The organism is Marinomonas gallaica (assembly GCF_049821165.1).
Classification (GTDB): Bacteria; Pseudomonadota; Gammaproteobacteria; order Pseudomonadales; family Marinomonadaceae; genus Marinomonas; species Marinomonas gallaica.
Genome location: NZ_CP187511.1, coordinates 2225765 through 2238017, shown reverse-complemented (window position 1 = coordinate 2238017; position 12253 = coordinate 2225765). Strand labels below are relative to the sequence as shown.

Here is a 12253-nt window from a genome sequence, read left to right as displayed (position 1 = left end):
TACACTTTTTTCAGATAGATTTGTATGAAGATATTAGAAAGGAATAATCATGGTGGGTGTGGAGAGGTTCGAACTCCCGACATTCGCCTTGTAAGGGCGACGCTCTCCCAACTGAGCTACACACCCATCGCAATGATGGTAACGCTTGCCAACTTACTGTTCTTTAAAGCTAAAGAAAGTAAGTGGCGGAATGGACGGGACTCGAACCCGCGACCCCCTGCGTGACAGGCAGGTATTCTAACCAACTGAACTACCACTCCGTTGTCATAGATTGTTTAGCCACTGTTCTATAAGTGGTGGGTGTGGAGAGGTTCGAACTCCCGACATTCGCCTTGTAAGGGCGACGCTCTCCCAACTGAGCTACACACCCATCGCAATGATGGTAACGCTTGCCAGCTTACTGTTCTTTAAAGCTAAAGAAAGTAAGTGGCGGAATGGACGGGACTCGAACCCGCGACCCCCTGCGTGACAGGCAGGTATTCTAACCAACTGAACTACCACTCCTAACTTTGGCGAAGCACTTGGTCTGCGCCAGAAGATGGAGCGTATTATAGGTGAAGTTTTTGTGAAAGCAATACCTAATTTAAAAATAATGTCATACGTAACAGTAGGTTAAAAAGCGAACAACTTTTATACGTTCAAGTAGTAGCCCAAAGTATCTTACAGCCCCTTCCCCTAGACGGTGTATATCATTGATTCGTCACTGCACTGGCTCATCATTAAATAACGTGACAAAACCACCCAAATAATATCAATTATCATTTGTCTTTGATATTTCATTTGCATAGAATGCGTTCACTTTCTTTACAAACTCTTTCTTAGACGCGGTTACACTATGTTCAAAAAGAAATACCCTCTTCTTATTCTTGCTATTAGCTCGGCCAACATTACCTTGATGCATGCAGCCCATGCCGAAGAAGCAGCACCCGGTGTGCTGCCTACGCTTGTCATCGAAGGCATGGAAGAAGAAGATCCGTCTCGAAGCTATATTGACTATAAACAAGCTAATGTCACACGTAACGGCTTGGACAAAAATGAAATCCCACAAACCATAGACACCATTGATGTCCAAAAATACAAATTGTATGGCTCCAATGACCTAAGCGTTATGCTGCAAGGGACGCCGGGGATTTCGACGTCTTACGATATGCGTGGCGATGGCATTATGCTGCGTGGTTTCGATGCCAACAATGGTGATATCTATCGTGACGGTGTTCGTGAAAGTGGCCAAGTACGTCGTAGTACGTCCAACGTTGAGCGAATTGAAGTCCTTAAAGGGCCTGCTTCGGTATTGTATGGCCGCAGTGGCGGTGGCGGTGTGATTAACATGGTCTCCAAATACGCTAACTTTGAGTCGACCAGTTCCATTGGCGCTTACATTGGATCCGATGCTAATCGTGGCGTTACGGTCGATGTAAATGAAATCGTGTCTGATAATTGGGCCGTTCGCTTAACGGGCGAGCACGGTGAAAGCGGCAGTTTTCGAGACGGCATTGAGACTGACATAGACATGTTGTCACCCAGCGTGACGTACGATAATGGCCAAGATCTAAAGTGGACAGCCCAGTATACGTACGACAAGCTAGACCGTATCCCGGATCGTGGCCCTTCTTACGATGTTTTGCCAGCAGGCACCCCATTGACTCAAAGTTTTGCCCAAGATGGGGACTTTGTAGAAGATGAGCTGCAAGTCTTCCGGTCTGACTTAACTTACGATGTAAACGACATGTGGCAAGTTAAGTGGGCAGCCAGTTACCGTGAAGCGTATCAAAACTTTGATCATTTTTACTCGGGAACTTACTGTGAGTCAGAAGACACCAGTGTTCGTCGCGGCGGTAGCTGTAGCGGCCATGTTGGCGACATCAGTCAGGTTTATTACTGGCAGGAAACGGGCAATAACACGCTAAGTAATAATGTCAGCTTACTTGGTGACTTTATGACCGGCACATTACGTCACCGCATGGTCGTCGGACTCGACATGTCGCTTGAAGAGCGCGAACCCAAGCTTGCGAATACTAACCAAGATGGCTCCAGCATTTATGGCTACGTTAACCCTCTGACAGGAGAAAAACAAAGTACCCGCGGCACAGGTGACCTACTTATAAATACCCACAATTACTATGACTCGGTGAATGTCGGCCTTTTTGCTCAAGACCTGATCAGCTTAACGTCTAATCTGGATGTCATGATCGGCGCACGCTTTGATAAGTATGAAAGCACTGCACAGAATAAATTGCTCGACGCTAACGATGAAGACTATGAACGTAGTATCGACGATACCACCTTCAGCCCAAACATTGGTATCGTATGGCGCCCCGCATCTCAGCACGCGGTGTATGCGTCATACAGCCGAAGCTTTGCACCGTTTGGCGGCCGCGTTAGCGTGAACAGTGTCCGCTCCAGTCAAGATCTAGATTTCTTCAACGCCGATCCACAGTACAACGAACAATATGAAGTGGGTGTTAAAAGTGACTGGTTAAACCAACGTCTGATGACACAACTGTCGGTTTTCGATATCGAAAAAAGCAACATCCGTTACCGCCCTGATCCAGACAACGACCCTTACCGCTGGGCGATCCAAGGTGAGCAAGAATCGCAAGGGATTGAGCTGAGCTTTATCGGTCGTATTGCTGAGGATATGTATGTGCGTGGTGGCTATGGATACAACAAAGCGACTGTAAAAGAAGACAAAACGAGCCCTGAAAATGAAGGCAAAACGTTATCTGGCGTACCTCGTCATACAGGCAACCTGTTCTTAAGGTACTTACCGACTGAAAGCTCTTACACGGAAATCGGTGTGACGCACGTTGGCGATACATGGACCAACTCAGATAACACCAATAAACTAGAGGGTTTCAATCGCGTCGATGCGGCGGTTGGCTACAATATTGGCGCTTGGCGCACCTCATTGGCCATCACAAACCTATTAGACAAAGAATACTGGCGTTCTAGCTCTATGCCGGGCACACCGCGCAGCGTCCTTGCTCGCGTCAGCTATAAATTTGACTGATTAAAAACAGCGCCTTGTCTCTCTAGCGGACAAGGCGCTTTCTCTTGTTACTGTGTGTTTCTTTGGATAGGTTATTCTCCAACCAACGCATAGCGTGACTCCAGCACTAAGATTCTGGCTGCCAGTTCAATGACCGCCCCACTCGCTCAGATAGAAAATCCATAAACGCCCGTTGAAGCGGCGTTATTTGTTTACGCGTTGCATAAACCGCGTAGACCCCCAAAGCCTCCACCTTCCACTCACTGAGTAGCGGAATCAATGCGCCAGTATCTACATAACGTTTAACCGTTGGAAACGGCTGCAGACTGATGCCACCACCACGTAACGTAGCAGACAGCAATACCTCAGATACGTTAGCACTGATGTTCCCCTTGATCGAGACAGATTCAGGACCGTTAGGGCCATCAAATTCCCATGCGCTGCGTCCAAAATAATTGTATGAAAGACAGTTATGCTGCGCTAACGCTTGGACATCTTTCGGCGTACCGTGAACGGCTAAATATTCCGGCGAGGCACAAATCACAGAACGACACTCCCCCAACCGCTTTGCGACGACATTCGGCGCTAAATCATTGGTAATTCGAATCGCTAAATCAATACGGGATTCAATTAGGTTTAGCGGTTCACTGGTCGATAAGATATCAATGGACGTTTTCGGCCACTGCTTCACAAAATCATTCACAACATCGATCAACAAACTGTCGACCAACGTGTAGCTTGATGTGACTCGAAGCTTTCCTTCTAAGTCCAACGCATTCTTTTGTTTAATGCCTTCTAAACTTTGCGCCATGTTTAACACACCAAGGGCTGCATTAAACGTTTCTTCACCCACTCCAGTAAGGCTGAGGTTTCTTGTAGTACGATGCAACAAGCGTGCGTCCATCCACGTTTCCAATTCACTCAGATAACGCGATACCTTTGCACGCGACATGTCTAAATGGCTCGCCGCCGCACTGAGGCTGCCATGCTCGACAATGGTGACAAATACATTGAGTGCGGTGAGTCGGTCCATCATTCTATTCGCTCGAAAACTGAAACAGAGAAAGCCAGATTAGCCAGTATTTCATCGAAAAACAATCCAATATACTCACTCCATACTCAGTAAGCCTTTAACCCAACTGTTTGGAGAACATCACTATGACTAAGCTATCAACCCTATCTTTACTAAGTGCCGCGATCATCGCAGGCACGGCACACGCTGCAGATTTGCAACTGACGACTTACAACGCTGGCCCTGACGCCATCTTCCCAGTTACATCGGTATTAGTAACCGGTGAGAAAGATGCCATTTTGTTTGACGCGCAATTCAGCGTCAGCGACGGCCAAGAACTGGTGAAACTGATCAAAGCGTCCAACAAACACCTTCGTGCGATTTACATCAGCGGCGGAGATCCAGATTTCTACTTCGGTCTAGAGCCCATCTTGGCGCAGTTCCCAGATGTAGAACTGATCGCAAGTGAAAGCGTTGTTGAGCACATCAATGATACGAAAGACGCTAAACTTGATTATTGGGGCCCGATTCTAAGGGACAATTCGCCATCCAAAATCTTCACACCAACGGTCATGAATGAGAATTCACTGACTCTGGAAGGCCAAACAATTGAGTTGAAAGAACTTGGCACACATCAGGCCTACGCTTGGATTCCATCAAAGAAGACCGTTTTTGGCGGTGTTTCTGTGTCGTCTGGCATGCATGTTTGGACCGCCGATACACAAACCAAAGAAGCACGCGCGCAATGGCAAGCATCGCTTGAAAACATGAAGCAGCTCCAGCCAAAAACCGTTGTACCAGGTCATTACCTCGGTGATATGCCAAAAGGCGAACAAGCTATCGACTTTACATTGAACTACCTAAAGTCGTTCGAGAAAGCATTGCAGCAAAACGATACCTCTGAGGCCGTTATAAACGCACTAACCACAGAGTATCCAGAACTGCCTGGCCTTGACGATTTAGCATTAAGTGCAAAAGTTAACACTGGCGAAATGGCTTGGTAAACCATATCTAATCCATGAAGAAGCGATAGAGCAGCGGCCCTATAGCTGTTTTATGGCTTAATTTTGGTAGTGTTTAGCCCACTTTAATAAACGATGTGATTGACGAACCGCTCGCTCAATAAGATCGCCAGATAATTCTTTAGCGGTCTCGGTTTCTTGTCGGCTACGAATCCAACCTAAATAAGTAAATCCGCGCAACGCTAAAAATAAATCTAGTAGCTCTAGTTGATCATCAGACAAATCACGCTTAGATCGATAGCCTTCAATGATGGCCTCTTTGATCAGATCGTAATGTGGCTCAGTCTGCATAAAGTACAGCGCCGTTGCGATCTCAAACATATGCCAACCAAAACCCGCATCATCGAAATCAATCGGTCGAATTTTATCGCCTTCAATCATAATGTTATGCGGGTCAAAGTCGGCATGGATCAAACTGTAATTGTCTGAGTTTTTAGGTACGCTCTGCAGGATCTCAGCGGCTTTGGCTCGCGCTTCAACTAACAAAACTTGTTGTTCAGGTGTCAACAGTTCAAGCTCCCAAAAACGTCCCCAAAAAGGCTGTTCACCAACCAACCCCTCTAAATCCCAAGCATGACGTTTAAAACCTTCTGGTAATGTCCAGCTGGAAGACTGATTGTGTAACTGAGCCGCGATTTCACCAATTGTGTAGTACATAGAGCGGTTTTCTTCCGCCGTCACAACAACACCTTCATCCGCCCCCAAGGAAGTGCCGTTGACCCAACCGAATAGGTCTACATAAACGTCTTCACCGGTTTCTGGGATGATTACTTTGGTCATCAACTCGCCTGCTTTTGTCTCGATAACAGTCGGCGTTTCTATGCCAAAATCAGACAGCGCACTCATCCACTGTAACTCAGACAACAATGCTGCAAAGTCATGGTAGCCTGGGCGGTGAATGCGTAATACAAAATGCTCTCCGTCTGGACTTGTCAATTTGTAAACGGCATTTTCACGGAACTTAATTAAATCCAGTGTGGAACCTTCTAAGTCCCACTGCGACATTGATGTCTCGGCCGCCGCCGTTAGTTGTGCTAAACGTGGATCAATCATCTTAAATTTCCTCTGAAAAAGCAGTAAATGCGTTGTCTAACGCGCTCAGTAAGATATCTGCATGTTCTGGTTTAAATGGCATAGGCGGACGGATTTTTAAAACGGAGTCCCATGGCCCAATCGTACTGATCAGAACGCCTTGGTTACGCATGTGATTAACAATTTGCTTAGCTTGCTTCGTCGCTGGCTCTTTTGTTTTAGGGTCGAGCACTAACTCAACGCCAAAGAACATACCTAGGCTACGTACGTCACCGATCATGGAAAACTTCTGCTGTAGCGCGATTAAACCAGCGGTCACGTATTGGCTGGTCGTTACTGCATTTTGTGGCAGTTGCTCTTGTTCAAGTACATCTAACACAGCATTACCGACCGCACAGGCAACCGGAGTACCACCAAAGGTATTGAAATACATCGCATGTTTCGTAAACGCATTGACATGATCGAGATTGGCCACTAAACCAGCCAACGGGAAACCGTTGCCCATGGGTTTGCCCATGGTGACAATATCCGGCACTACGTCGTACCATTGATGAGCCCACATATGCTCACCTGTACGACCAAAACCCGCTTGCACTTCGTCATAAATCACCAGACCACCGGCATCACGCACTAACTGCGCCGCCTCCTCCATAAAGCCATCTGGAATATTCAACAGGCCTTCGTTGGCAAAGTCAGGACAAATCAACATACCAGCAAAGCCGATGCCATCGGCTTCAAAACCTTCAATCGCTGTTTCGATGTGCTTCAGATAAGCCGCTTTCAATTGATCAACAGGGACACCGGGCAAGCCACGATACGTATCGGGAATTGGAAAAGAGCGTACGCGTTTGGTCGTTTTTGCTTCTGGCATAAAACCCGTACCGAGTTCACCTACCGCTTCTGTATTACCATGATAAGCCGCGTCTGATACGATAATGCCTTGCCTACCGGTGATGAAACGCGCCATACGTAGCGCCAATTCATTGGCTTCACTGCCAGAACAGGTCAACATGGCTGCATTCAGGCTGTCCGCAAACGTAGCGGTCAAACGCTCGATGTAATTGACAATGTTCTCGTGTAAATAGCGTGTGTGAATATTCAGTGTGCTGGCTTGTTCAGTGATGGCGCTGACGATTTTAGGATGACAGTGGCCGACATGTGGTACGTTGTTGTAGCAGTCTAAAAATCGATTGCCTTGTGTGTCGTATAACCAGACACCTTCACCGCGAGCAAGATGGATAGGACGCTCATAAAATAATGGGGAGTATTTACCAATCGTGTTGTAACGTCGCTCAAGCAGCGACTGTGTTTGACTTTCCATTGTAGCACCTACAAAAAACCGTAAAATAGAAGGTTCATGTTAGGTGTCTAGCATTCATAAGAGTATCAACCAGATGGTTGATACCTTAAATCAGAACAAATGTAGGTAGCCGTAGTTTGCAGACCAACCAATTTCCATCACTATTTCAAGCCAAAAGCCTTGAACTGATTGGCAACCTCATCGAAGTCAGTGGTTCGGCGTTTTTCTTAGTACAGCCAGACATGCAGCATCAAGGTGCCTACATTTATAATGCCCCTTCTGATATTGAAAAATCCTACACTTCGACCTACTTTGCTTTAGATCCACTCAATCCTATCCACTTCAAACACACGGACATAAAAGTCGCCACATTGGATTCACAACAGCCGCAACAGGAGCTTCTGCAAAGCCGCTATTACCTTGAATTCATGCAACAATATCAGCACCGTTATGTGGCTGACATTTTCTTTCGCAACGCTCGTAATGAAATCATCGCTGTCATTAGTTTATTAAGAGTCAAAGCGATGGGGGACTTTACCGCGCAGGAAATACAGCTGTTGCGCTCTGTACATGACTTTTTGGAATACAGTCTAAATACCGTGTATTTGCCTAAGCGAGAGACGGAGCGTAATAATTTACAAGAGCGCTATGGCCTAACTGACCGAGAATTGGACGTACTTGAGATGCTGATTTCAGGCGCCAGTAATAAAGAAATCGCTCGTCGCATTGACATGGGTATCGCCACACTTAAAACGCATTTAAACCATATTTATCGCAAGACCTCCGTTCAATCACGTACGGAGTTAACCGCCCGAGTGCTGTCAGAAATCTAACGGTAAGCTTTTCTATTTACGCCTCTCCCCTAATAGACTTACCTACCATGAAAAAAGCGCCGTAAACAGGCCTCTACGACGCTTTTTTATTCTTCCTAAGCGTTGATTAAAGTTCACTTCCCAACAGTTGATAGCTGTCTAAACGCTCGGCTTGACTGTAGGTCACGGTCACCAGCGACAATTCATCGCAGCCAAATGCATTCGATAAGGTATCCATTTCATCCCAACATTGCTCAGGTGTGCCGACGGTATAACCCGCTAAAATATGGTCATATGCAGCTTGTATCGAAACAGGTAATTGCTGATAACGATCTTGCACTTCTGCAGGGGTTAAGAAATCCTCTCGCTGACCTAATTGCGCTGCCAGTTTACGATAAACAGCCGTGCCTGCACGCAGTTTGGCTTCGTGCTCGGTTTCCGCACAAATGGCCGCAATCGCCAAAATAGTATTTGGCTCACCCTTATGACCAGCGTTAGACCACGCCTGTTTGTGTTCAGCGAATATGTCAGGACGACAATTATCTGGGTCGATAAAACGCGCCAAAGCAATGTTATAACCCAACTGCCCGGCAAGGGCCGCACTACCGCCGCTTGAGCCTAGCATCCAAAGCTCAGGGGTTGGATTGGCATCAGGCATCACTTTAATCCCCTGATATGGGTGATTCCTTGCCAAGGTGCCATGTAAAAAATTTTCTAATTGTTGCGCTTTGTCCGCATAGGATTCTGCCGCCGCTGGGGCGTTTGGATAAGCTAGCGCTGACGACGTCTGTCCAGAACCACCGGGCGCTCTACCGACACCTAAATCAATGCGATCAGGAAACAGTGTCGCCATCATTGAAAAGCACTCAGCCACTTTTAATGGACTGTAGTGGGACAGCATGACCCCGCCACTGCCAACACGAATACGCTCCGTCACACTGGCAATGTGAGCCACTAGAATTTCAGGACAAGGATTAGCAAAATGCACACTGTTGTGATGCTCAGCCACCCAATAGCGATAATAACCTAATTGATCACAAAGCTTTGCCAGCTCAACACTCAGCGAGGGCGCTGCAACTTTACTATGGCTGCCATGAACAGGTGTCTGGTCGACAACCGACAGTTTGATGGACATAAACACTCCAACGGCGAAAATTCATTAGCATGCGAGCTTTAACACTGTTCACGCATCATTTTGACCGTATTTATAAAACTTACGACGTTAGACAAAACAAGCCCCTATTGGTCGCATCAATAGAGGCTTGTTTAACATGACAAGGACTTATAGACGGCTCTGACCGTATACAAATTCTCCCGATTCACGTGAAGCTTCTGGACCGGGTACCGCGTCTCCCGTTTGCGGGGAAACTGGGAAAATAGCATTAATTTGGCCTGTGCCTGAGCTACCAAAATACGGGGTAACCACTTCGACTTTCTGATCATAATCAGACCAGCCCAATGCACCCAACAGCATCGCGGTATCATGCATAAAGCCTTCGCCGTGTCCTTTGGCCGCGTATTCAGGCAACATGCCACAGAATTTTGCCCATTCTGCGTTTTCCCACATTTGCACAACACGGTGATCAAGGTCTTCTAAGAATGGACTCCACACTTTGTCTGAGAAATCCGGCGCTTGACCATTCTGTGCAAAACGGTGAGACAATGAACCACTCGCAAGAATCGCAACTGTTCCATCGTAGTGTTTTTCAATCGCTTCACGAATTGCCCAACCCAAACGCGCAGAGTCATTTAGATAATGAACTGTCAACAAAGCTGATACCGAAATACACTTAAAATGTTGATCTTCGTTCATGTAGCGCATCGGTACAAGCGCACCGTATTCTGGTGCTAGGGTTGTCGCATCATGCGCCATGGTTTCAACACCCTGCTCGTTACACACTTCTGCAATAATACGCCCCAACTCAGGGTTACCATCCAGACTGTATGGCATATTATTGATGAAATGCGGCAGCTCATTACTGGTGTATACCCCTTCCCAATGTGGTGCACAGTTAATGTGATAGCCCGCGTTCACCAGCCAATGCGTATCAAATACAACAATCGTATCCACACCCAATTCACGACAACGACGCGAAATTTCATGATGACCGTCAATGGCCGCTTGTCGAAATCCTTTTTTAGGACCATCCAGTTCTGAAAGATACATAGATGGTACGTGAGTAATTTTTGCAGCCAATGCTAGCTTGCCCATAGTAAAACTCCGATAGATTAATTATCTGTATAACATCTCTGGTAAAAACAAAGCGATTGAGCTGACAAATAGAATCAACGCTAAGCGGATCATATCTGCACACCAGAAAGGTACGATACCTTTAAAAATCGTGCCCGCTTTAACATCATCCAGCACCGCACTCAGCACAAACACATTCATACCCACTGGCGGGGTAATCAAACTGATTTCTGTGACCACTACAACCAGTATGCCGAACCAAACAAGATCAAAACCTAAGCTTTGAACTAATGGATAAAAGATCGGTACGGTCAGTAGAATCATCGACAAACTTTCAAACACCATGCCCAGCACCAAATAAATGGCGACAATAATCAACATGATGCCCATTGGCGATAAATCAAAGCTCTGTACAAATGCCAGCAGCTCCGCAGGCAAGCCCGCAAACGTGATGAAGTCTGAAAAAATCAAAGCACCGATCAATACCGTAAACAGCATGGCGGTGGTACGTCCCGTATCAATCAAGGCATGAAATAAAGCATCGAGGTTCAGCGATTTGCGCAATAGAGCAATAATAAACGCGCCCCCTGCGCCCACACCTGCGGCTTCTGAAGGTGTGAACACACCTAAATAAATCCCGCCCATAACCACACCAAATAAGGCCAGCACACTCCAAACATTTTTCAGAGCGATCAGTCGTTCAGGCCAAGGCATCGATTCACAAGCAGGGCCTGCTTCGGGATTACGCCAAACCACATAGCGTGTCGCTAACAAATACAGCCCTATGCCTAATATTCCCGGAATAAAGCCTGCCGCGAACAGTTCACGAATACTGGTTTCGGTCAATAATCCATACATCAACAAAATCACACTGGGGGGGATCAGAATGCCAAGAGTCGATCCAGCAGCAATAGAGGCACTGGCAAGACTGTTGCTGTAACCGTATTTTTGCATCGGCGGCATGGCGACTTTCGCCATGGTGGCAGACGTTGCCAAACTAGAGCCACAAATAGCAGAGAAGCCACCACACGCAACAATTGTCGCCATCGATAAACCGCCTTTACGATGACCTAAAAACGCATGCGATGCTCGGTACAAGTCTCCCGAAAGGTTCGCTTTGGTGACAAAGTTACCCATCAAGATAAACAACGGAATCACCGACAAGCCATATTCTTGTGCCGTGTCGATGATACGATTCGAGGCCAACGAAACGGGGCCACGCCAACTAAAATCCAGCACATTATCAAATGTCAGGCCTTGAAGATAAGCAAAGCCCACAATGCCGACCGCGCCCATGGCGAAGCCAATCGGGACACGAAAAACTAGAATAAGACTTAATAGAATCAAAAAGCCGATAAAGGATTCAATCATGAGCACTTACTCCCTTGGCTTTTTGTAGTAGGTTGCGAACTGCCACAATGATTAAAATAACCGCTGAAACGCACATCATGACACTGATGAACTGCACAAAATACGCAACAGGAATACCTAAAAACTCGGTGACCACACCGCGTCGCAACGAACGCTCCGCCATTTGCCATATTCTTTGCGCTAAAAAGAAAAAGCCGAACCCCACTGCGACATTGGATATCACACCCGATAAACGGATAAAAATAGCCGGTAGAAAACCGTCCAAAATATCGACAACAACATGTGACGCAGCAATGGTGATCACAGGAATTTGACAGAAAATAATGATCCCTAAGGCCAATTCCGTGAGTTCCGTGGTGCCATTAATAGAGTTGTTAAATAGATAGCGCCCAATGACATCGCCACAGGTGAGTAGCATCAGCGCCATGAGCACAATAGAGGACACCACTTCCAGTGGAAAAGTTAGACACTTGGCTAACCCAAATCCTCCATGATGCTTATCGACTAAACGACTTAGCAACATA

Annotated in this window: 10 protein-coding genes and 4 tRNA genes; 3 read left to right on the top strand and 11 right to left on the bottom strand. The window is 46.6% G+C overall.

The genetic code is table 11. The annotated features are described in order from the left end of the window. Window positions 1-50 precede the first annotated feature (50 nt). The 4 genes from ACPUEK_RS10540 to ACPUEK_RS10525 all read right to left on the bottom strand — a co-directional run bounded on the left by ACPUEK_RS10540 (window position 51) and on the right by ACPUEK_RS10525 (window position 504). A tRNA-Val gene (locus ACPUEK_RS10540) sits at window positions 51-126 on the bottom strand. A gap of 57 nt (window positions 127-183) precedes the next feature. Then, window positions 184-260 (bottom strand) — tRNA-Asp (locus ACPUEK_RS10535). Window positions 261-294: 34 nt separating this feature from the next. Beyond that, window positions 295-370: transfer RNA gene (locus ACPUEK_RS10530), tRNA-Val, on the bottom strand. 57 nt (window positions 371-427) lie between these two features. Further along, window positions 428-504: transfer RNA gene (locus ACPUEK_RS10525), tRNA-Asp, on the bottom strand. A 331-nt stretch (window positions 505-835) separates the two neighbouring features. Here ACPUEK_RS10525 and ACPUEK_RS10520 point away from each other — a divergent pair. Next, complete coding sequence (locus ACPUEK_RS10520; RefSeq protein ID WP_425640690.1) at window positions 836-3010, top strand: TonB-dependent receptor; 2175 nt, start codon at window positions 836-838, stop codon at window positions 3008-3010. A gap of 106 nt (window positions 3011-3116) precedes the next feature. Here ACPUEK_RS10520 and ACPUEK_RS10515 read toward each other — a convergent pair whose 3' ends face one another. Beyond that, window positions 3117-4025 carry a LysR family transcriptional regulator gene (locus ACPUEK_RS10515; RefSeq protein ID WP_425640689.1) on the bottom strand — a complete coding sequence of 303 codons (909 nt, stop codon included), beginning with the start codon at window positions 4023-4025 and terminating at the stop codon, window positions 3117-3119. A gap of 122 nt (window positions 4026-4147) precedes the next feature. On the opposite strand from ACPUEK_RS10515, the gene ACPUEK_RS10510 reads away from it, so the two are divergent. Continuing rightward, complete coding sequence (locus tag ACPUEK_RS10510) at window positions 4148-5005, top strand: Vmh family MBL fold metallo-hydrolase (protein WP_425640688.1); 858 nt, start codon at window positions 4148-4150, stop codon at window positions 5003-5005. 57 nt (window positions 5006-5062) lie between these two features. Here the strand turns inward: ACPUEK_RS10510 and ACPUEK_RS10505 are convergent, their stop codons facing one another. Continuing rightward, window positions 5063-6076, bottom strand: coding sequence for a phosphotransferase enzyme family protein (locus ACPUEK_RS10505; protein WP_425640687.1), 1014 nt, complete (start codon window positions 6074-6076; stop codon window positions 5063-5065). Between the two features lies 1 nt (window position 6077). Beyond that, the gene (locus tag ACPUEK_RS10500; protein ID WP_425640686.1) at window positions 6078-7376 is read right to left on the bottom strand and encodes an aspartate aminotransferase family protein; all 1299 of its coding nucleotides are present in this window, start codon (window positions 7374-7376) and stop codon (window positions 6078-6080) included. Between the two features lie 116 nt (window positions 7377-7492). On the opposite strand from ACPUEK_RS10500, the gene ACPUEK_RS10495 reads away from it, so the two are divergent. Further along, window positions 7493-8188, top strand: coding sequence for a helix-turn-helix transcriptional regulator (locus tag ACPUEK_RS10495; protein WP_067217595.1), 696 nt, complete (start codon window positions 7493-7495; stop codon window positions 8186-8188). Between the two features lie 106 nt (window positions 8189-8294). Here ACPUEK_RS10495 and ACPUEK_RS10490 read toward each other — a convergent pair whose 3' ends face one another. The 4 genes from ACPUEK_RS10490 to ACPUEK_RS10475 form a co-directional block, all read right to left on the bottom strand. Then, window positions 8295-9302, bottom strand: coding sequence for an MsnO8 family LLM class oxidoreductase (locus ACPUEK_RS10490; RefSeq protein ID WP_425640685.1), 1008 nt, complete (start codon window positions 9300-9302; stop codon window positions 8295-8297). A gap of 147 nt (window positions 9303-9449) precedes the next feature. Next, a complete protein-coding gene (hpaD, locus tag ACPUEK_RS10485) occupies window positions 9450-10379 on the bottom strand; it encodes a 3,4-dihydroxyphenylacetate 2,3-dioxygenase (RefSeq protein WP_067217603.1) in 930 nt (309 codons plus the stop codon). A gap of 21 nt (window positions 10380-10400) precedes the next feature. Continuing rightward, a complete protein-coding gene (locus ACPUEK_RS10480; protein ID WP_425640684.1) occupies window positions 10401-11729 on the bottom strand; it encodes a TRAP transporter large permease in 1329 nt (442 codons plus the stop codon). After that, window positions 11722-12252 (bottom strand): TRAP transporter small permease, encoded by a 531-nt coding sequence (locus ACPUEK_RS10475; protein ID WP_425640683.1) that lies wholly within the window; start codon window positions 12250-12252, stop codon window positions 11722-11724. The genes ACPUEK_RS10480 and ACPUEK_RS10475 overlap by 8 nt, the downstream gene beginning before the upstream one ends. Window position 12253: the final 1 nt, after the last annotated feature.

Coding starts and splice junctions, on each gene's coding strand:
- ACPUEK_RS10520 (WP_425640690.1), top strand. CDS start 836: ATGTTCAAAAAGAAATACCCTCTTCTTATTCTTGCTATTAGCTCGGCC.
- ACPUEK_RS10515 (WP_425640689.1), bottom strand. CDS start 4,025: ATGATGGACCGACTCACCGCACTCAATGTATTTGTCACCATTGTCGAG.
- ACPUEK_RS10510 (WP_425640688.1), top strand. CDS start 4,148: ATGACTAAGCTATCAACCCTATCTTTACTAAGTGCCGCGATCATCGCA.
- ACPUEK_RS10505 (WP_425640687.1), bottom strand. CDS start 6,076: ATGATTGATCCACGTTTAGCACAACTAACGGCGGCGGCCGAGACATCA.
- ACPUEK_RS10500 (WP_425640686.1), bottom strand. CDS start 7,376: ATGGAAAGTCAAACACAGTCGCTGCTTGAGCGACGTTACAACACGATT.
- ACPUEK_RS10490 (WP_425640685.1), bottom strand. CDS start 9,302: ATGTCCATCAAACTGTCGGTTGTCGACCAGACACCTGTTCATGGCAGC.
- hpaD (WP_067217603.1), bottom strand. CDS start 10,379: ATGGGCAAGCTAGCATTGGCTGCAAAAATTACTCACGTACCATCTATG.
- ACPUEK_RS10480 (WP_425640684.1), bottom strand. CDS start 11,729: ATGATTGAATCCTTTATCGGCTTTTTGATTCTATTAAGTCTTATTCTA.
- ACPUEK_RS10475 (WP_425640683.1), bottom strand. CDS start 12,252: ATGTTGCTAAGTCGTTTAGTCGATAAGCATCATGGAGGATTTGGGTTA.